The sequence below is a fragment of the Paenibacillus sp. Paensp38 genome (assembly GCF_059491915.1).
The window spans coordinates 227,275-246,690 of record NZ_CP168516.1 but is presented as its reverse complement, the minus strand read 5'-3'; the positions used below and the strand labels follow the sequence as shown (position 1 = coordinate 246,690).

The 19,416-nt window shown below is 47.0% G+C and carries 15 protein-coding genes; 2 read left to right on the top strand and 13 right to left on the bottom strand.

The features are described 5' to 3' along the window. Window positions 1–61: 61 nt before the first annotated feature. From cydC to ACEN8J_RS01020, 12 genes are all read right to left on the bottom strand, one after another. Complete coding sequence (cydC, locus tag ACEN8J_RS01075; RefSeq protein ID WP_069011657.1) at window positions 62–1,870, bottom strand: thiol reductant ABC exporter subunit CydC; 1,809 nt, start codon at window positions 1,868–1,870, stop codon at window positions 62–64. Beyond that, the gene (gene cydD, locus ACEN8J_RS01070; RefSeq protein ID WP_069011656.1) at window positions 1,854–3,611 is read right to left on the bottom strand and encodes a thiol reductant ABC exporter subunit CydD; all 1,758 of its coding nucleotides are present in this window, start codon (window positions 3,609–3,611) and stop codon (window positions 1,854–1,856) included. Before cydD ends, cydC begins: the two co-directional genes overlap by 17 nt. Beyond that, window positions 3,611–4,624: a cytochrome d ubiquinol oxidase subunit II gene (gene cydB, locus ACEN8J_RS01065; protein ID WP_495594178.1), complete on the bottom strand. Its 1,014-nt coding sequence runs from the start codon at window positions 4,622–4,624 to the stop codon at window positions 3,611–3,613. Before cydB ends, cydD begins: the two co-directional genes overlap by 1 nt. Beyond that, window positions 4,611–6,017 carry a cytochrome ubiquinol oxidase subunit I gene (locus ACEN8J_RS01060; protein WP_495594177.1) on the bottom strand — a complete coding sequence of 469 codons (1,407 nt, stop codon included), beginning with the start codon at window positions 6,015–6,017 and terminating at the stop codon, window positions 4,611–4,613. The genes cydB and ACEN8J_RS01060 overlap by 14 nt, the downstream gene beginning before the upstream one ends. Before the next feature lie 402 nt (window positions 6,018–6,419). After that, window positions 6,420–8,078 (bottom strand): response regulator, encoded by a 1,659-nt coding sequence (locus ACEN8J_RS01055; RefSeq protein ID WP_495594176.1) that lies wholly within the window; start codon window positions 8,076–8,078, stop codon window positions 6,420–6,422. Then, entirely contained in the window at window positions 8,071–9,861 is a 1,791-nt protein-coding gene (locus tag ACEN8J_RS01050; RefSeq protein WP_495594175.1) for a cache domain-containing sensor histidine kinase, read from the bottom strand. The genes ACEN8J_RS01055 and ACEN8J_RS01050 overlap by 8 nt, the downstream gene beginning before the upstream one ends. A gap of 163 nt (window positions 9,862–10,024) precedes the next feature. After that, complete coding sequence (gene def / locus ACEN8J_RS01045; RefSeq protein ID WP_495594174.1) at window positions 10,025–10,606, bottom strand: peptide deformylase; 582 nt, start codon at window positions 10,604–10,606, stop codon at window positions 10,025–10,027. 341 nt (window positions 10,607–10,947) lie between these two features. Next, window positions 10,948–11,922: a polysaccharide pyruvyl transferase family protein gene (locus tag ACEN8J_RS01040; RefSeq protein WP_029519250.1), complete on the bottom strand. Its 975-nt coding sequence runs from the start codon at window positions 11,920–11,922 to the stop codon at window positions 10,948–10,950. Then, window positions 11,897–13,276, bottom strand: coding sequence for a lipopolysaccharide biosynthesis protein (locus ACEN8J_RS01035; RefSeq protein WP_028541812.1), 1,380 nt, complete (start codon window positions 13,274–13,276; stop codon window positions 11,897–11,899). Before ACEN8J_RS01035 ends, ACEN8J_RS01040 begins: the two co-directional genes overlap by 26 nt. 73 nt (window positions 13,277–13,349) lie before the next feature. Further along, the gene (locus ACEN8J_RS01030) at window positions 13,350–14,303 is read right to left on the bottom strand and encodes a glycosyltransferase family 2 protein (protein ID WP_029519253.1); all 954 of its coding nucleotides are present in this window, start codon (window positions 14,301–14,303) and stop codon (window positions 13,350–13,352) included. Window positions 14,304–14,343: 40 nt separating this feature from the next. Further along, the gene (locus ACEN8J_RS01025; protein ID WP_029519255.1) at window positions 14,344–15,285 is read right to left on the bottom strand and encodes a glycosyltransferase family 2 protein; all 942 of its coding nucleotides are present in this window, start codon (window positions 15,283–15,285) and stop codon (window positions 14,344–14,346) included. 204 nt (window positions 15,286–15,489) lie between these two features. Then, window positions 15,490–16,290 (bottom strand): DUF1836 domain-containing protein, encoded by an 801-nt coding sequence (locus ACEN8J_RS01020; RefSeq protein ID WP_039273781.1) that lies wholly within the window; start codon window positions 16,288–16,290, stop codon window positions 15,490–15,492. A gap of 225 nt (window positions 16,291–16,515) precedes the next feature. On the opposite strand from ACEN8J_RS01020, the gene ACEN8J_RS01015 reads away from it, so the two are divergent. Then, window positions 16,516–17,886, top strand: a complete 1,371-nt coding sequence (locus ACEN8J_RS01015) for a hemolysin family protein (RefSeq protein WP_165149474.1) — start codon at window positions 16,516–16,518, stop codon at window positions 17,884–17,886. A gap of 125 nt (window positions 17,887–18,011) precedes the next feature. Next, a complete protein-coding gene (bacA, locus tag ACEN8J_RS01010) occupies window positions 18,012–18,809 on the top strand; it encodes an undecaprenyl-diphosphate phosphatase (protein WP_029519259.1) in 798 nt (265 codons plus the stop codon). Between the two features lie 134 nt (window positions 18,810–18,943). Here bacA and ACEN8J_RS01005 read toward each other — a convergent pair whose 3' ends face one another. After that, entirely contained in the window at window positions 18,944–19,270 is a 327-nt protein-coding gene (locus ACEN8J_RS01005; RefSeq protein WP_025721930.1) for a thioredoxin family protein, read from the bottom strand. Between the last annotated feature and the right edge of the window lie 146 nt (window positions 19,271–19,416).

The following is a 19,416-nucleotide window of genomic DNA, read 5'->3' as shown; positions in this document are numbered from 1 at the left end:
CATGTGACGCATCAACTCTAACCAGTATATAAAAGTTAATCAAAATTTTAAATACCTCATTTCACAGGCTCGGATGATCCAGCTCATACAGATTACGGTAACGAGACTGCTCCTGCCACAGCTGCTCATGACTGCCACGCATGGAAATGGTGCCCTGCTCCATAAAGATCACCTCGTCCATATGCTCCATTCCTGTGAGATGATGCGTGATCCAGATCAATGTTTTGCCCTTCAGCACACGAAACATCGTCTGCATGAGCTCATGCTCTGTCAGCGGGTCAAGCCCCACTGTCGGCTCATCCAGCAAAACAATCGGGTGATTTTGCAGCAAAATCCGCGCCAGTGCAATTCGCTGTTTTTCTCCACCGGAAAAACGAAGGCCCGTCTCATGCATTCGGGTATCGTAGCCCTCCGGCAAAGAATCAATTAGAGTTCCAAGCCCTACCTGCTTCGTCACTGCACGCACCTCATCCAGCGTAGCATCGGGTCGTCCCAGCCGAATATTGTTCGCTACCGTTGTATCGAATAAATACGGCTGCTGGTTCAGCACCGCAAATAGATTGGAGTATGCTCCACCTGTGTATACGGGAATCCCTGCGACAGTGACGCTCCCTTCATCAGGCTGCAATGCTCCCTGAATCAGATTCAGTAGCGTGGACTTGCCCGCACCACTGCGACCAAGCAATGCAACCTTGCCCCCCTGCGGTACGTGCAAGGAGATACCACGCACGCTCCATTCCTGCGTTGCCGCATAGCGGTAGCTTACGTTGTTCAGCAGCAGGTCTCCTCCGTGGCCCAATCCCAGAGCGGCAGCCTGCTCATCTATAGTGTCAGCTGTGCCGCCTGCTGCTGGGTGTCCTGCATCCACAGTAACCGGAAGCGATGATGACACAGGTGTAGGTGTGTCTTTCTCCGAATCCTTCAACCGTCGAAGGGAATCCTGATACTCCGGTGCATGCACCACTGCTTCTCCAGCGCGAACGAAGGCATCCAGCAACGGAAAAGCCACAAGGGCAAAGGATGCCAGGCATGTGGCTTCTATACGATTCTGTGCTACTAGGCCTCCGGCCCACACAGTCATAATCACAATCCCACCGCCTACAACGCATTGTGCCATCCAATGAGAACGCCACTCGCCCCGGCGAAGTGAATTTTCCATCACGGCAGCCCTATTGTGCCGTTGTGTAAAGGTACTCAGGAAATGCCCAGTCCGTCCGCTCAGCACCAGATCACTCATGCCGAACAGAGCATCCGTCAGGTCCTGATAGGCTTTACTCCGTTCCTGCTTGAACATTCGCCGTTTGGCGAGTGAGGTCCATAGTGAGATAGCTGGGGCAATAAAAAGCAAAAATCCTCCATATAGCGCCATAAGCAAGGCAAAGGTTCCGTCCATCCGTCCGAGCGCCGAGATGCCTGCTGCATAAATCAGCAAAGCCGATAGCGCAGGCAGAACTAGCTTCAGATAGATGTTTTGAAGCTGCTCAATATCCTCTGCCAGCAACCCCAATAAATCCCCTGTACGGAATTTGCTGCGGATCATCAGCGCCTGCGGTTCTACTGCCCGATATAAGCGTACCCGCATACGGGACACCAGACGCAGTGCGGCATCATGTCCTACCAAGCGTTCCAGGTACTGAATAACCGCTTTACTAAAACCAAATGTTCGCACAAGCACAATTGGAACGTACACCATTAATATATTTTCCGGTTTTAAGGCCGAACGGGTAATCAGATGACCGGACGTAAAAAGCAACGCGCCCGCACATCCAATGGCCAGCGCGCCCAAAAGAGCAGCTAGCAGAAAGGCCCAAAAATATTGTCTCAGATACGTCACAAACCAGCCTTGTCTGCTATTATCCGTTACTCTCATATCGTCCGTTCCCTCCTTCCGACATCCCCGTCAGCAATCGGTAATATGCCCCCTTACGGGCAATCAATTGCTGATGGGAACCTACTTCTTCCAGACGACCTTGATTCATCATCCAGACACAGTCCATATCTGGCATCCAATGTAGCCGGTGGGTGGCAAGAAACACTCTTTTGTGTTTCAAAACCGATAAAATCGTCTGTTTTAGCTCCCACTCTGTCTCAATATCCAGATGCGCCGTAGGCTCATCCAATAAAATGACCGGACGGTTACTGAGCAACGCCCGCGCCAATGCAATCCGCTGCGCCTGTCCTCCGCTCAACGTCCTACCCGCTTCACCAATGGACTCATTCATTCCACCCGGAAGACCGTCTACCAGTTCACGTAGTCCAACCGCGTCAACCGCCCACTCCACCTGCTGGTTGGATGCCTCCGGTTCATAAAAACGAATATTATCTGCCAGAGAAGCGCTAAACAGGTATGAATGCTGTGGAATATACGCAATATGCCGTTGCCATTCAGCTTTTGCATCCCCAGCCAATCTGCATCCATTCAGGAGCAGTTCGCCCGAAGTGGGATCAGCAAAACCGCCAAGCAGGCTAAGCAGCGTCGTTTTGCCTGCACCGCTAGCTCCAACGATGCCGATCATGTTCATGTGCGGTTCAACATTGGCAGACACATGTTCAAGCCGAGCCGAACCGTCTTCATTAAGGAGGCACACATCGGACAGCTCAAGAATGTCCTGTCCCGTGATGTCCAATCCTTTATCGTTAGCTGCCTGTTTATTCGGCTCGGTCGCGTCATCTTCTTTACTGAGAATGGAGCGGATTGCTCCCCAAGCCTCCTTACCATCCAGTGAAGCATGATAGTCTGATCCCAACTGGCGTATGGGCATAAAATATTCTGGGGCCAGAATAAGCACCGCAAGCGCTGCCTCCAAACCCACCGAGCCACTAATCAGGCGCAAACCCAAGCCTACCGCAACAAAAGCGACCGATAGCATACTAAAAAAATCAAGGGCAAATGAGGAAAGAAACGCTACCCGCAGCGTGCGCATTGTTGCCGTGCGGTATTGGTCGCTGACCTTCCCAACCGTTTCCCCATGCTCTTGGCTACGACCCAAAAACCTTAGTGTCTGAAGTCCACGCAGCGAATCCGTGAAATGATGAGATAACAGACGATAGGAACGCCACTGCTTGTCTGCCTGCTTCCGCGCTGCCAAGCCGAGCAAAATAAAGAAGCCTACCAGGATCGGCATCGTAGTCGTCAAAATCACACCTGAAATGACATCCAATGTGAAAACATACACAAGTACAAGTATAGTGACAGCCATCATGTCAATCATTCGAGGAATGGACAGTTCCAAATACGTGCGAAAACGATCCATGCCGTCCAGCGCCAGCGTCACCAACTTGCCGCTACCTTCCTGCGCTGCAAAACCCGGCCCCCGTTCGAACAAACGTGCAAGCAGACGCTCCCGTAAGGAAGCGCCTGAAGCTTCAGCAAAACGGCCTGCTGTCCGGCGTTGCAGCCAGATCGCCGTATGCCTCGTTGCAAAAGCAGCGAAAAACAACGCCAGCGACGGCCAAGCCATCACCAGCGGATTTTGTTCAAACAAAATCGTAACAGCCTTTGCCAAGAAGACTGCTTGTGCAATCACCGCGGCCCCCTGGAGCAGGGAAAGGGCAGCCAGTAGCAGCATCACTGGCCGAATGCCCTTTAATTCAAACCATGCCTTATCCATTAGTATTCCAAATGATCCTTCTCACTGAGACGCTTATGGAAAACAAAATAGCTCCACGCCTGATAAGCCAGCACAAAGGGTAAAAGCGTTGCTGCAACAATCGTCATGGCTTTCAGGGTGTAATGACTGGAGCTTGCATTATAAATCGTCAAATCAAAAGCACTGTTAATCGAGCTCACCATAAATCTTGGGAACAAACCGACGAATAACGAAACGAAGGTCAGCAAAATCACTGCACCTGTCATCCCGAAGGCCCATCCTTCGCGGCGCTGCTTCAGGAAGTACCACGTCAGCACATAGGCGACAATTCCGACTGCTACCGCAGCATACATAAAGGGACCGCGACGTGCAAATAAATCCGTTGCCAAATAAGTCCATACCACCATGCCAGCGAGTAAAATGCCCAATACCGGAAGAAATTTGGATGCCATCACGCGAGCACGATCCCGTACTTCTCCAATCGTCCGCAGAGAAATAAACGTCAGTCCGTGCATTAGGCACATCCCGACCACTGTCAGCCCAATCCATACGGTGTATCCATTGAATACATCAGAAAATCCAGCTTTCAAATCCATGTTTTGCTGAATAGGTACACCTTTCACCAAAGCCGCAAAAGCCATACCGAACAGCATCGGTGGTAGAAAGCTGCCAATCAGAATGCAGGCATCCCACGTTCCTGTCCACCATTTTCCTTCAGCCTTGCCGCGGAACTCAAAAGAAACTCCACGCAAGATCAAACCTAGCAAAATAAACACAAATACGAGATAATATCCGCTGAACATAGTCGCATAAAAATGCGGAAAAGCGGCAAACATTGCACCTGCTGCTGTAATCAGCCACACTTCGTTGGCATCCCAGAATGGGCCAATCGTATTGATCATCAAACGTTTTTGTTGGTCATTGCGCGGCACCAATCCCGTAGCCATTCCTACGCCAAAATCAAAGCCCTCCAGAAAAAAGAAGCCCGTAAACAGCACAGCGATCAATAAGAACCATAAATCATTTAGCGACAATGGTGTCACCCCCTTGAGCAAAAGGATCATGAATTACCGTTTGCTGATGTGGCTCAATATCTGGACCTTTGCGAGCCGTACGGTAAAACAGAAACGCCAGCACACCTGTTAAAATTAAATACAATGTGGTAAATGAGATGAACGAGAATAGCACTTCTCCTGCCACAACTGTAGGCGAAACAGAATCTTTCGTTTGAAGCAAACCAAATACAGTCCACGGTTGGCGACCTATTTCAGTCATGATCCAACCTGAAGTATTTCCAATGAACGGAAGGGATATCCCCCATATCATAAGACGGAAGAACCAGCGATGTGAACCTTCCAGCTTTTTACGGAACGTCAGGTAAGCTCCGTATAAAGCGAGTGCAATCATCCCACATCCCGCCGCAATCATAATACGGAAGCTCCAGAACGTGGTACGTACTGGCGGGATATAGTCGCCCGGACCATAGGTTTTCTCATATTCTGCCTGAAGCTCATTCATACCGGGCACAGAGCCAGTAAATTTACTATAGGATAGAAAACTCAAAGCAAAAGGAACTTTAATCTCAAAGGTATTTTCCTTTTTTTCAGGATCAATCCATGCGATAACGGTCCAAGGAGCGGGGTCACCACTGTTCTCCCATAAGCCCTCACTGGCAGCCATCTTCATCGGTTGTGTTTTCACTAAATATTGAGCCTGTCCATGACCAAACAACGGAATAGCAATGGCACTAATTAATGCAACAATAATGCTCAATTTGAAAGAAGGTTTAAAAAAGTCCAGATTCTTTTTGTGCATCAGCTTCCATGCACTGATACCCGCGATCAGAAATGCTCCTGTCGCAAAAGCAGCAAACAATGTATGTGGGAATTCCCATAACAGTTGTTCATTCGTTAGCAGAGCAGCAAAATCTTTCATTTCTGCACGTCCATTTTGAATCTCATAGCCTACTGGACGCTGCATGAAGGAATTAGCAGCTAGAATCCATAATGCCGATAACATCGTACCGATCGATACCAACCACATACAAATTAAATGGACCGTTTTGGACAATCTTTCCCAACCGAATACCCATAATCCGATAAAGGTCGATTCCAGGAAAAATGCAAGCAGCGCTTCAATCGCCAGCGGCGTACCAAATACATCACCCACAAAACGGGAAAAGTCCGACCAGTTCATCCCGAACTGAAATTCTTGCAAAATCCCGGTGACTACGCCCAGTGCAAAGTTAATCAGCAGAAACGTTCCCCAGAATTGAGCCATTTTTTTGTACAAGTCATTTTTCTTAATAACATACATAGTCTCCATAATTGCCACCAATAACGACAATCCAATGGAGATCGGCACATAAACAAAGTGAAGAATCGTTGTGGTTGCAAACTGCAACCGTGCCAAATCCAATACGTCCATGATGTTGCTCCTCCCCCTGTACTTCTCTTAACATTGATTTATAGTGTCTGTAATCTGAAGTCTTCTACATTTGTGACAGTATTCACATTCTTACATATGCAGCGGTCACCTTTTAGAAAATGACTCACTCAACTACCTTCACCATGGTGTCATGATCCGGCTTCAGATTATCCCCATTATATAGAATAAATTTAAATGAAATAGAATCGAAAATGTGAACATCGTGTCAAAGCTGTGTCATAACGATGGCGATTTGATGAAAACAGCCTAAATCCCATAATAAATGTGACATTTCCTATTGATCTATCTTTTTTCATCATGCAAAAAAGCCTCTCTTCGTTCGGAGGTCGTACCTCCGACATCTGTAAGAGAGACTTCATAGCGTTAAACCTAGGGATTCTATCAACAGCCATCTGTTCCTCCGTTCTTTTGAACCCGATTACGATAGGAGGAAGGTGACATTCCAGCATACTTTTTAAATTTACTATGAAAATAATCTGCATTCGCATACCCTACGCGTTCCGCCACCTGGTGTACCTTAATTCCTTGTGCAAGCAGCTCCCTCGCTCGCTCAATCCTCACCTTATCCAGGTAGACATTAAAGGCCTCGCCAGTATGACTTTTGAACAGCTTGCCCAAATAGCCACTATTGTAATTGAACATATCTGCCAGTAACTCCAGTCGCAAATTTTCATCGTAATGACCATGTATAAAGTCAATCATTTGTTTCATGATGATGTCCTTGCCACCGGGATCAGTCTGTCCAATCCATTGCAACACATGCTCCAGCGAGTGATCCACCAGCTCGCCCAATGTGGAATAAGCATATACATCGGTTATAAAGCTGGAGTGCTCCTCCAGCACGGTTCGACTGTGATCCTGTCCGGCTGCATACTTGTTCAACGCCAGTGTGAATGTTTGGGCGAATGCCGCCTTGATTGCGGATTCTGTGCGATAAATCCGCGGAAATTGGACTTCCATTTCCTTAATGACACGGGTTGCAGCTTCACTATTAGCCATATCTAGCGCATAGTACAGCTTTTCTGCATAACGTAGGGGATCATCTGTGGCACTATCAGACGCTCCACTCATTTCAGTCTCGACTGTCTCCAATTCGTGTAGGTCTCCAGGAAGCATGACTCTTTCTGCCCGGAACAAAAACGTACGCTCCAATAATCGCAGTGCCTGCTCAAAAGATCTGGGAATGTCGTTAAGAATGGCTACAGGATCACCGGCAGCCGCATAAATTTCCGTTGCCCACGGCTTTAGGTCCTGTCGCCAAACAGCCAGTAGCTGAACAGCATCTTTCTCCGTTTTTAACGTGGCGGGAAGCAAAAGGCCCACATATATTCCCGCCTCAAACACGATACCTCTACCCTGCTCATGGCACAATTCTGTTAGCCGCTGCTTTGCTGCCGACTGCCGGGCTTGCCGATCCCAGTCAGGTATACGTAAATCTATCAGAATAATCTGATAGCTACTCCAGTCCAATGCTGGTAACGCTGGCTGTTGTCCATGTTTTCCGTTACCGCTTTGATGTTCAGCCTGCTTGGATGCTCTGTGCAGAGAATCGCTGCTTTCTACAGCATTACGAGTATACTCTCGATGAACCGGAAACAATAGAGCTTCGATCCAATTACGCTCATGAGAAGGCGGACTTCCCCATTTGCCGACTTCTTTCTCATCCTCAATGTTTTGCCGTACCCGCTTCAACTCTGTCGTCATTTCTTCCTCATCAACTGGCTTCAGTAGATAGCCATCTACTCCGAAGCCCATGGCTTGCCGTGCATAATCAAAGTCTGCATATCCGCTTAATATGAGAAAATGATACGGCTCCCCGTTCTTTTCACGTATACTACGTATAACCTCCAGTCCACTCATCCCGGGCATACGAATATCTACAATGACTAGCTCCGGCCGATGCTCTCCGAACTTATCCAGAGCCTCGCGTCCATTCCCTGCCGTATCGACAATACGGAAGCCACAATCCCCCCAGTCAATAATGGAGGACAATCCTTCACGAATCGCTGGCTCGTCATCTACAATCATCGCTTTATACATTCGACTCTTCCTCCCTTGGTATGGAAAAGTATACGGTTGTTCCTACTTGTAATGCGCTTTCAATATGCAATCCATAACGTTCACCATACATCAATGTCAGACGTTGATGTACATTACGCAGGCCAATACTGCTCCCTTCTGGCTCATCCGTCCCCCTGATCCGAGCTAGCAGACGGGTCAGTTGCCCAGCTTCCATGCCGATCCCGTCATCTTCTACTTTAATTTTCAACTTTCTTTGTTCTATTGCAATATTTACCTTCACGGTAACCGGCTCTTCCTTATTTTCCAGTCCATGAATGACCGCATTTTCCACCAGCGGTTGTATGATTAAGGGAGGAATCGACATGTCCGTCGCATCTTCTTCCAAATTCACTTCATAGATCAAGCGATTTCCAAATCTGAACTGCTGAATTTGCAAATAGGATCGCACCATATCCAGCTCCTGTAGTACCGTCGTTTTACCACTGCCAATCTCCAGATTCCGGCGCATCAGCCTGCCAAGCAAACGCACCGTCGTTGCAATTTCCGCTTCCCCATTCAGATGTGCTTTCATTCGAATAGATTCTAATGCATTAAACAGAAAGTGTGGATTAATTTGGCTGGCCATCATTTTTAACTTGATATCCTTTTGTGCCAATTCCAGCCTGTTGTTGTGCTCACTCGTCTCATAGACCTGCGCCATGAGTTGGCGAATACTACTCACCATATAGTTGAAACGGCGGGATAAATCCCCGATCTCGTCCCTTCCCTCCACACTCGATACCACATGAAAATCGCCCGCGGCTACCTTACCCAGCTCATAGCTCAACCGCTGTAGGCGTTTGGTAATCAGCCAGGAAATGATGGTGATCAGAATCAGTGCCATAATCAGCACTGCAAGGACACATAAAGCACCAATCAGACTGATTCGATTGGCTCCCTGTACAATATGCTCCGTTGAAAACACTGAAATAATCGTAAATCCGCTCACACTGGAGGCGGGCAGCAGCTCATCCACGATGATGTTGGAGGGTATTCCGTTGATTTTCGCTTCATATATCCCCTTACCCGCACGCTGGACATCAAAGCCCAAATGTAAATCGCCCAACGTCTGCCCCACCGACTGCGGACGAGTAGCTGCGACCACAATCCCGTTACGATCCGCAATCAATGTTTCAAAAGGCTCCTTGCTCAGCATATGATTCAACTCGGTCTGGCTCAGCGATATCATCAGAACTCCCTTGGTATTGTATTCGGGAAATGGAATTTGCCGTACCAGGCTCAGGCGATTAATCGGGTTATCTTCCTTATCCTGAATGTAAAACCAGTTAATCGCCGTCCCCTTCAAGGCCGTCTGGAACCACTGCTGCCGCTCAATGTTAGAGTCCACTGGAATAAACTCCAGATTATTGACAAGCGTCGGATTGTACGAATAGAACCGGATGGTAGCAACTTCTCTATATTGCTGAGTATACTCATTAAAATCCTTGTATTGATGATACGCATTCATCAGCTCTACCATACCCGGATACCGTCGGTTCGCCATCTCCCTCAGCCTTTTATCGAACATGAGCCCATTTGAAATATCCGTTGGCACACGCAGTAAATTTGCCGTCTGGCTCTTGATCTTTTCCACATTGTTTACCGTCTGGGCAATTGCACTATTCAATGCCTGCTCTCGCAAATAAAAAGTAACGCAGCCGCCAACCACCAGCACCGGAATCATGACAATTAGTACGTAGGAGAACAGCAACTTATTCCGCATACGCATATTATTCATCAGAAGCCGTACTCCACGATTCATGCCATCCCCCCCTTAAAATAAGCGCTTACATTTTTGTGTATTTTCACATCCTCCATCTCGATCAACATGTTTTCAGTTTAATGCTTCGTAACCTCTATATCTATATTTTTAGAAAATTTAAAAAATGTGGCGAACAGAGTCACCACACTTTACGATTCCTAAACTATTTACGTACAAAAGGTTCGATATGCACTCCCTGCGGCAGCTTGTGCGGATCTTCCGGGTTGATACGGTCATAGAACATAATGCCGTCCAAATGGTCCATTTCATGCTGTACTACAATCGCTGCATAACCTTTGAAAGTCAATAGCTCCTGTGTTCCGTCTGGTAAATTGGCCTTAACACGAATTTTTTCGTAACGCGGTACATATCCGGCTACGTACCGATCTACAGACAGGCACCCCTCACCCTGTTCCAAATAAATCATGGACGTGGAGTGGCTGACTAACTTCGGATTAAACAACGCATACTCTACCGTTTTGTCCCCATCTTCATAATAAATAGCACACATTCTTTTGTTCAAACCTACCTGGTTTGCAGATAACCCCACACCCGGGCGCAGTTCATAGCGGGTAGCCAGCTCTTCATTTTGGCTATTTTTCAGATAATCCAGCATCCATTGCATCTGTTGAAGATCCTCTTCAGATAGTGGCAAGCATACCGGATCAACCTTCGTACGCAAAATAGACTCCCCTTCACGCACGATATCCTTCGTGAGAAGCATGTCCATCGATTGATTACTCATTCGTCAGCCTCGATTCATTAAAATAAATATATTTTCATGTGATGTACTGCCATGTAATATGTGATGCGGTGCAAAAACTGTGGGATTTCCCGGTTTTCTGCAAGTTTTATCCCATAAATTATATCTATTCATGAAATGAATTGTCAAAATAAAGCGACGTTTTTTTGGGGGGGAAATTGGCGCAATAAAGACCTCTACGGGGGCGTCCTACTCTTTTAGATTAAGTCATTAAATATACACTGCCTTTATTATTTATCACATTAAATGATTTTGTCTCTATATAAAAGCCTCCTAAATCATTTCAATGATCAGGAGGCTTTTGAAAATAATTTTTCTTACTATTAAGATGGCTGCTCCAACGCACTTGGAGCTTCACTAAACAGCTTCGCCTTTGGATTCGGGTGTGTCCAGGTATTATAATATTGCGAGTTCTTGCCGTAGGAATTGTCAATGACAACGTGCGGCATATCAAGCAGGCAGGCCAGAATGTGACCGTGTAGCCGTGAAGTGCGAACCTCGCGATAAGAGCTGAACAGGGTAACCGCTTTGTTCATGAGATGATCTGTGTACTTGTACCAGAATGTACGCGTGGGCAACGGGCCGCCGATTTTCTTATCCAGTCGGTAAAACTTCTGGAAATAGACAATTCCCTTCACTTCCAGCGGAGTGAACAAAGTATCCCAGTCCAGACGGTGAGCGGCATCTGCCTCGTCATCGAACTTCTTTTGTCCACCCACCGTTTCAATATCAGTCCGCAGGAAATACAATACATCCTTCACGGTTTCCGTAGTCGGCTTCAATGGCCAGAGCTGGTGAGCCATATCAGGACATAGTGTGATACTGCACTGGTTCAGCTTGTCCTTAGCCCACTGATAAGAGCGAGTATCCCGCACAAACATATGTAGATCCGGGTGAGCATTAAACAGGGCAGCGACCTCATTAGCCTTCTGTTCAGATTGAAAGTGGATCGTTTGCGGCATAATCACAATTCGGTGGTTAGGGAAATCGCGAACGATGCGTTCCCGCAAATTTTGGTGATTTGAATAGAGATCGCCGAAGTTGCCGCCGCCGTGACACACGATAATCCAGTCACCCGGGATTTGAAGCTGATCGGGAATATCCATGGCGCTATAACGGGCACGGACACGGATGCCATTATCCTTGAAGAACGCCTCAGTGCCTTTCATGATGAGTACATCCCCACCGTTATTATAGACGGGATAGTCGACATAAATGATATTCGAACCTTGGGGGACTACGTCGAGAATGACGCTCAGCTTGTTTTTCAGTTTAGCCATGGGATGCAAATTCGGCATCTTTCAGTTCTCCCTTCCTGCGCTTCTTTTGTATAGTCTGAATGACAAATGTAATATCACTTTTATCAAAAATGATCCGTGATAGCGGAACATTGAAAAACATGGGGAACGAGAACAGTGAGAACGCCAACCGTACACAAGCGCCTACAAGCAAAGCAATCGCAATGCCGTCCAGACCAAAGATTGGTGTACAAATAAAAAATAGACCAACGGTGATCGCATAGGCTACAATTTGCCGGAACAATACCAGTCCCGGACGTCCCAGCGCGTTAAAGGCCGAAGCCAGAATCCATGAGCCGCCACCAATGATACATTCCAGTGACAGCAGGTAGAACGTTAGCGATGCTTCCAGAAAAGCGGGGCCGTACAGCAAACCCAGCATGTATCGTCCAATGAAGAGAGCAGGCACAATGACGATTAGCATCGCAGCCATAGAGATGCGAAAAGCACGACCTACCGTTTCGACAATCTTGCTGTGCTCCATCCCCGTCACCTTGGGAAAGGTAACGTTTGTGACGGCATTTTGCACCACATTGAACACACGAGACAAGGCGTAGACGACAGAGTACAGACCGAACGCTTTGGGTGATAGCAGCGCCACAATAACGATTTTGTCCGTTTGTGTGGACAGCGTCCCCATCAGCTCCATCCCGTAAACCCTCGCTCCATAGCTATAATAAGGACGAAGCACTTGGCGGCTGGTAAATGGGCGGAAAGCACGCAAATTCATATACTTGCGCAAACGGAGGAACGCCCACACTAGTGCTAGGAAACTCGCGGCAAAATTCACTGCTCCTGCCAGCTGCACATTGAGCAAGCCCATCAGCCACAGTGTCACCAGACCGATGAAATTCAGTAGTGGGTAGTAAAACAACAGACCATTATATACGCTAAATCGATCCAGCCCTTGCGACAATGCTGTCGTCAGCGCTGTAAGCACTGCCAGCGGTATGGCTGCCGCACAATAAAGCTGGGACAGTTGGATGATGTCCGCACCATAACCATTCAGCCACAGCGGCATGCATATCCAGGCCACCGCTCCTGCCAACAAGCTGGCAGGCAACTGAATCCAGAGCGACAACGCCAGCAATTCTTCCGTCGTGCCTGTTTTCTTCTTGATGTTATAAATTAACGACGTTGGTAACCCGAAGCTCAACACACTGCCGATCAGCGTAGGCCAGAACAGAACTGCCGCCAGTTCTCCTTTCCCCTCTACTCCGAGCATACGTGCGGTCAGGATGGAAGTCAGGGTCGTGACGATTAGCACAAAAAAATTGTTAAAGCTCGTGCGCATGATCGTTTTGGCGAGACTGTCACCCGTGAATACTTTCCTTGCTGCTGTCCATGTGCTCATGTTACGTCCAACTCCTGTTCCTTATTAAGCCTCTCGTCTCTATGCTCGCATCGCGTCTTTTGACGCACCTCCATCAGCCTACCGTTTTTTTGGAATTGCGTTCAGGCAACTGCCCCCCGCCAACAAGCTCCTTTGGACTTGAAAAGATTGCTTTCAACGCTCTTCTATAGCCTTGAATGGCAGTATGATTTTTCTTGGGCTTTTCTCTCAAAATCTGATACAACGTCGTCCAGTATAGCGCTGCATAACCAATCGGCCCAGATCCCTCATCACGCAGTAAATGAATATGATTCATCACACGCATATAAGTAACCTGCTCCATATTGTCGCGTGAGGACGGCGATTCGTGATGAAGCAGCGTAAGCGCCGGGTTAATGTATAACGGACCGCTTTTCATTGCGATGCGCGAAAGTAACAGATCCTCGCCTACGCTATAGCTTTGCAACCAAGGTACCGGCTCCAGACTGCGAATCGCCTCACGGCGAAATGACATATTGCAGCCATGAAAAAACTGGGTTCTAAACGTCTTCTTGGCCTTATGCCAGTTATACATCGAGCCGGACTGACCGCTGAGGGACAACCTCCCTTTGGACAAAGACTGCTGGAATGACAGCAAGCATCGAATCGTTCCCATGAAGCTGTTACTCATTCCCTGTGCAATACCGCCGACACCAGCAGCCTGCGGGTAAGCTTCATAGGTACGCATCAACTCATTTAAATAGTTGCTCGGCAACTCAACATCATCGTCAAGGAACAAAATAATGTCACCCTGCGCAAGTTCAGCTGTCTTTACACGAGATAACCATAATCCCGGCTGCTCCTTACGATGATATCGGTAGGTAATTCCTGCTCTGCCCAACTGACGCTCATAGCGTTCCAGCACATGCTTCGGCAGTTCTCCGTCATCAATAATCCATAGCTCGGTTTCACATGCCTCCGGTGCTCCCCCAATGGCAATTGAATTGATGCATCGGGTCAGATCGTCAACCCGATTTCGGGTGCACAGAGCAATGGACAAGCTTAACATCATACTCCCCCTTTATCCTGTCAATGTGTAAAAAAACAGATTACTGAACCGCCGGGCCTAAATATTCGTTATATTTTTGCTTGCGCGGGTTCAGAATGAACAACACCCCCTGCTTGTATCCATCTGCGGCATTAAAATTGCGACGCAGCGTTTCTTTGAGCATCAAGTAGGATAAGGTCCATAAAAGGGCTCCATACTGAATCACTCCAGCCTTTTTCAAGGCAAGAAAATAATAGTGGTTAATCGCTGTAGCCTTGGCTACTTTGCCCGCCTTATCGCGCGAGCTTGGAGATTCATGATGAATAATGGTTAAGTCAGGATTGATAACCAATTTGCCGTAACGGCTCGCCAACTGGCACATGTACAAATCATCAGCCACAGCATAACTGGTCATCCACGGATACGGCTTCATATCCCGAAGCGCATCCCTACGAAAGGACATATTGCAGCCATGAAAGAATTCTGTATCGAAAACCTCAGTTGCTTCGCCCCAACGCAGCAAAGAACCTGCCAGACTACTAGGCGAGAGCTTGCCGAGGGATGAAGACATCTGAAATGTCAAAACGCCCAGCAGCTTTCCTGCCCGGCTCGAATGTAATCCCTTTGCAATCCCTCCAACACCCACAATCGTTTTATCCTGATCATAGGTATCGAGCAAGCGCCGGATATAGAGTTTATCGTCCAGTTCTGCATCATCGTCAAAATACAGCACAATATCATACCGCACAAGGGACAAGGCCTCATAGCGAGATAACCAAACGCCGGGACGACTTTTTTTATAATATTTCAAAACGCTTTGAGGCAATCCGGATACCATGTGACGGTACTGCTCGATCTGTTGGTCAGAAATATCGCCGTCATCAACAATCAGCAGTTCTACAGCCGTATGCTCCAATTGCTGCTGTACTGCAATAGATTGTATACAGCGTGTCAGGTCTTCGATCCGGTTGCGGGTACAAATGATGATGGAGACATCGGACATGCCATTACCTCCTGTGTGTGTATCCAGATGCTTTGGAAGAGATATTCAAAGTTTTTCCAATTGCTGGATTATATATGTTTATTGTATCTTTGACAGCGTTTTAGTGTATATACCTCTTTTGTATACTTTTTCAGTCTCCAAAAGGGTAGACAATCCTCTAAAAAGAGTAAAAAAATAGGATTGGCTTCTAATGCCAATCCTGATTTACCCTTGGAAGTCCAGAAACAACGTCGCATTCACATACCGACGTGCCATGGACAAAAAATAACTATTTTGCACCGCTACTGCTGCCACCAGCAAAGTATTACGCACTGCTTCACACTGGTTAGGGGTCAAATGCTGTAAACGACTGGTGTATTGATCAGCCGCCTGAACCAGCAACTCCTCTGTCGCACCTTCCTGACGCTGCTGTACTGTAACGGAATCTCCGTTATCCTTTACATAGCCTGCACCAGCAACATCGAGCAGTTGGTCTCCGTTCGCATCCAGCTCCTCAAACAAAGTTGAGTAGGCAGCGTACAAATCGACCGGCTGAATCAGATCGTCCGTATCATCTTCGGGTTGTTGGAACAGGATATGAAATAGCTGACGAATGGATTCAAAATCAAGACATGATTTTAAATCTTCTACAATGAGCAATATAGCTGCCTGGTTGACCGAGTATTTTTTGCCGATCTTCGGAGCGCCGAGAAATTCCTTGAAGTCGCGTTTGACCCAATTTTGCATAGATGCCAGTGAGACATGGCTGTACTCGACCAGTTGCCCCAGGGAAACAATCTCTTGCAGCGAAAAGGCTGCGCTGTGCTTTCCCTTGATGATTTTATCTAGCACAGGTGTCACATCGGTGTATAAAAATGTCGGCATCGCGCTCCCGGAGCGGGCGAGATGGCTATGAGTGCGCCTCCAGGCGTCCTGCAGAACGGCCAAAGGCTGCAATTCGCGGCGACCTTCCATGGCCAGCAGCAAATGGGCCATATCACGACGAGTAAGGGTAAAAGACTCCATCTGCTTTCCTCCCTTTATTACATTTCAAGTTCATTTGAACTCATCATACGCCCTCAAACTAGGCTTGTAAAGTGAAGCAATGAGACGTGCGGGTTCTATTATGCCTTATTTTCTGTGTAAATTGGAGGTAGGCGACCTGCTACGATTCCATATGAACCTTGTATATTTTCTTTTAAGTTCTTAAAATAAGTTCAAGTGAACTTAAAATGGAGTTCCTTAAAAAAATTGAACGAAAAAGGGATGAGTGAAAATTATATGGGTATAGGTGTCAGTCTATTTTTGTTTGCGGTGTTGATTTTATTTAGTGCTTTCTTCGTGGCTACCGAGTTTGCGATTATTAAAATCCGTTCCAGCCGGGTCGATCAGCTGGTTGTGGAGAACCGTAAAAACGCACTGGCGCTACAAAAGGTCGTCAATAATCTGGACGGCTACTTGTCCGCCTGTCAGCTTGGTATTACGATTACAGCGTTGGGACTCGGCTGGCTCGGTGAACCGACCGTAGTCAAATTGCTGGAGCCTCTCTTTCAACAGCTCAACATCAATGGGGATTTTTCACATATCCTGGCCTTTATTATTTCATTCGTCATTGTAACTTACCTGCACGTGGTGATCGGCGAACTGGCTCCCAAAACATTGGCGATCCGCAAAGCGGAAGCTGTCAGTTTGTTAACCTCTCCAGTCATCGTGTGGTTTAACCGGATTATGTATCCGTTTATTTGGCTCCTTAACGGCTCGGCCAATCGTCTGGTTCGTCTGTTTGGTCTTCAACCGGCTAGTGAGCATGAAGAAGCGCACTCTCAGGAAGAAATTCAGATCATTTTGTCCGAAAGCGTGGAAAGTGGTAAGATCAATAACACCGAATATGGCTACGTAAATCGTATCTTTGCTTTTGACGAGACCGTTGCCAAAGAAATTATGGTGCCACGTACAGATATGGTATGCTTGTTTACGAATCGCTCGCTAAAAGAAAACATGCTGACTATTCACGAAGAGCAGTATACCCGTTTTCCGGTGGCGACAGATAGCAAGGATCAGATCATTGGTATGATTAATACCAAACAGCTATTCCTTGAGTATGATCGCAATCCCGAGCTTGTTTTCGACAGCCTGATTCAACCGATCTTGACCGTTCCGGAAGTTATCCCCGTCAACACACTGCTGAAACGTATGCAGAAGGAGCAGGTTCATATCGCTCTCCTGGTCGATGAATACGGTGGAACCTCCGGTCTCATTACCATCGAGGACATTTTGGAGGAGATTGTTGGCGAAATTCGGGACGAATTTGATAAGGATGAACGGAAGGAAATCGAGAAACTGACGGAGAACAGTTATTTGATGGATGGTAAAGTGATGCTTTCCGATCTGAGTGATCTGACTGGCTTGACATTGGACGATGAAGACGTGGATACTGTCGGAGGGTGGGTGTATAGCCGGGTTCCGGAACCTAGACAGGGCAAGGAATTCATAGAAGAAGATGTGAAATTTATCATTCGTGAAATGGGTAAAAATCGTATTCGTCGGGTGGAGATTATTTTACACCACACATCCCCCGCATCTGAATTGGAAGCAGAATCGGACACTTCTTCCCGGGAATGAACCGTGTGACCTGAGCGTTTATCTTTGCACTTGACACTTGTGTTCACTCCTACTGAAATGACATATTTCCAGGGCAAACGGCTTAGGTCGTTTGCCCTGCACGCGTGTAAGGAGGAGCTAGTAAAGTGGATATTTTATCTTCTATTATTATGGGAATTATTGAAGGGCTGACAGAGTTTTTGCCGGTCTCTTCGACGGGTCACATGATCCTTACGGCTGATCTTCTAGGATTAAACACAGAGAATGATACGGTCAAAACGTTTGAGGTTATCGTGCAATTAGGTGCTGTGCTGGCAGTCGTCGTATTATACTGGCGCAGATTCCTGAGCCTGTTTGATTTCAGACGCAAAATCTCGAGTCAGCCACGTCTAAACCTGCTACATATTATTTTAGCCATGATCCCAGCTGGGCTAATTGGCGTACTGTTCCGTGATGTAATTAAGCAATACCTGTTTGGTCCTGAAACGGTTCTCTATAGTTTAGTCATCGGAGGCCTGTTGATGATTGCGGCCGAGAAATTTCATCCGCCCATTAGATCACATACGTTGGATGAGATCACGTACAAACAGGCTTTTACCATCGGTCTGTTCCAAGTCCTAGCTCTATGGCCAGGCTTCTCCCGTTCAGGCTCAACCATGTCTGGGGGCCTATTCGCACGTGTAAGTCATACGGCAGCCGCGGAATTTACATTCCTCGTATCGGTTCCGGTCATGCTGGGTGCATCGGGTATTGATATGATTAAAAGTATGGATCATCTGTCTATGAGTGATTTTCCGGTGTTCGCAGCAGGCTTTATTACTTCCTTTATCGTCGGGATGCTGGCGATCAAAACATTCCTCGGTCTGCTCAAACGCTTGAGCCTGACTACGTTCGCCATTTACCGCTTCGTGCTGGCGGCTGTGTTCTTTTTCATTATTTTATAAGCCATTGTTTGGTACCAATAACCAATAACTAAAAAGGGATATCCATAGGGTCTGAATGATCAGCCTTGGATATCCCTTTTACTATTTTGCAGAAAGGATAGATCGTACTGAACGATCCCTATCATGCGTTCTGATTATTGTTTGGATTCCAGTGTAGTCAAATATTCCGAGATTTGAGCTGGCGTTTTAGCGTATTTGCTGTGCAAATGAGCAATTTTTTCGCCATTTCGGAACACGAGCAGACTCGGAATGCCGCGCACTTGATTTTCGTCGGCAATCGGCTGGAATTTCTCCGCATCAAGCGCAAAGAAACGCTTATCCGCGTTTTCTTCAATAATGCCGTCCATAAATTTATCCAGTGTCTTGCAATCCGGACACCAGGTTGTATCAAATTTCACGACGGTCAGACCGTCACCGTTAATTAAATCCTGATATTGCTGCTGAGATTCGATGCGTTCCATTCGTTAGTCCCTCCTAGGTTGTATTTACAAAACATCTCCATATTCACATATGGAATTATATAAACGGAAGCTTATTCTTATATTGTAATGGTTCTTTTATAAATTGCAACTGGGACGGCTACATGTTTGACACTTGTCCCATCATT

Coding starts and splice junctions, on each gene's coding strand:
- cydC (WP_069011657.1), bottom strand. CDS start 1,870: ATGAGAGTAACGGATAATAGCAGACAAGGCTGGTTTGTGACGTATCTG.
- cydD (WP_069011656.1), bottom strand. CDS start 3,611: ATGGATAAGGCATGGTTTGAATTAAAGGGCATTCGGCCAGTGATGCTG.
- ACEN8J_RS01060 (WP_495594177.1), bottom strand. CDS start 6,017: ATGGACGTATTGGATTTGGCACGGTTGCAGTTTGCAACCACAACGATT.
- ACEN8J_RS01055 (WP_495594176.1), bottom strand. CDS start 8,078: ATGTATAAAGCGATGATTGTAGATGACGAGCCAGCGATTCGTGAAGGA.
- ACEN8J_RS01050 (WP_495594175.1), bottom strand. CDS start 9,861: ATGAATCGTGGAGTACGGCTTCTGATGAATAATATGCGTATGCGGAAT.
- def (WP_495594174.1), bottom strand. CDS start 10,606: ATGAGTAATCAATCGATGGACATGCTTCTCACGAAGGATATCGTGCGT.
- ACEN8J_RS01040 (WP_029519250.1), bottom strand. CDS start 11,922: ATGCCGAATTTGCATCCCATGGCTAAACTGAAAAACAAGCTGAGCGTC.
- ACEN8J_RS01035 (WP_028541812.1), bottom strand. CDS start 13,276: ATGAGCACATGGACAGCAGCAAGGAAAGTATTCACGGGTGACAGTCTC.
- ACEN8J_RS01030 (WP_029519253.1), bottom strand. CDS start 14,303: ATGTTAAGCTTGTCCATTGCTCTGTGCACCCGAAATCGGGTTGACGAT.
- ACEN8J_RS01025 (WP_029519255.1), bottom strand. CDS start 15,285: ATGTCCGATGTCTCCATCATCATTTGTACCCGCAACCGGATCGAAGAC.
- ACEN8J_RS01020 (WP_039273781.1), bottom strand. CDS start 16,290: ATGGAGTCTTTTACCCTTACTCGTCGTGATATGGCCCATTTGCTGCTG.
- ACEN8J_RS01005 (WP_025721930.1), bottom strand. CDS start 19,270: ATGGAACGCATCGAATCTCAGCAGCAATATCAGGATTTAATTAACGGT.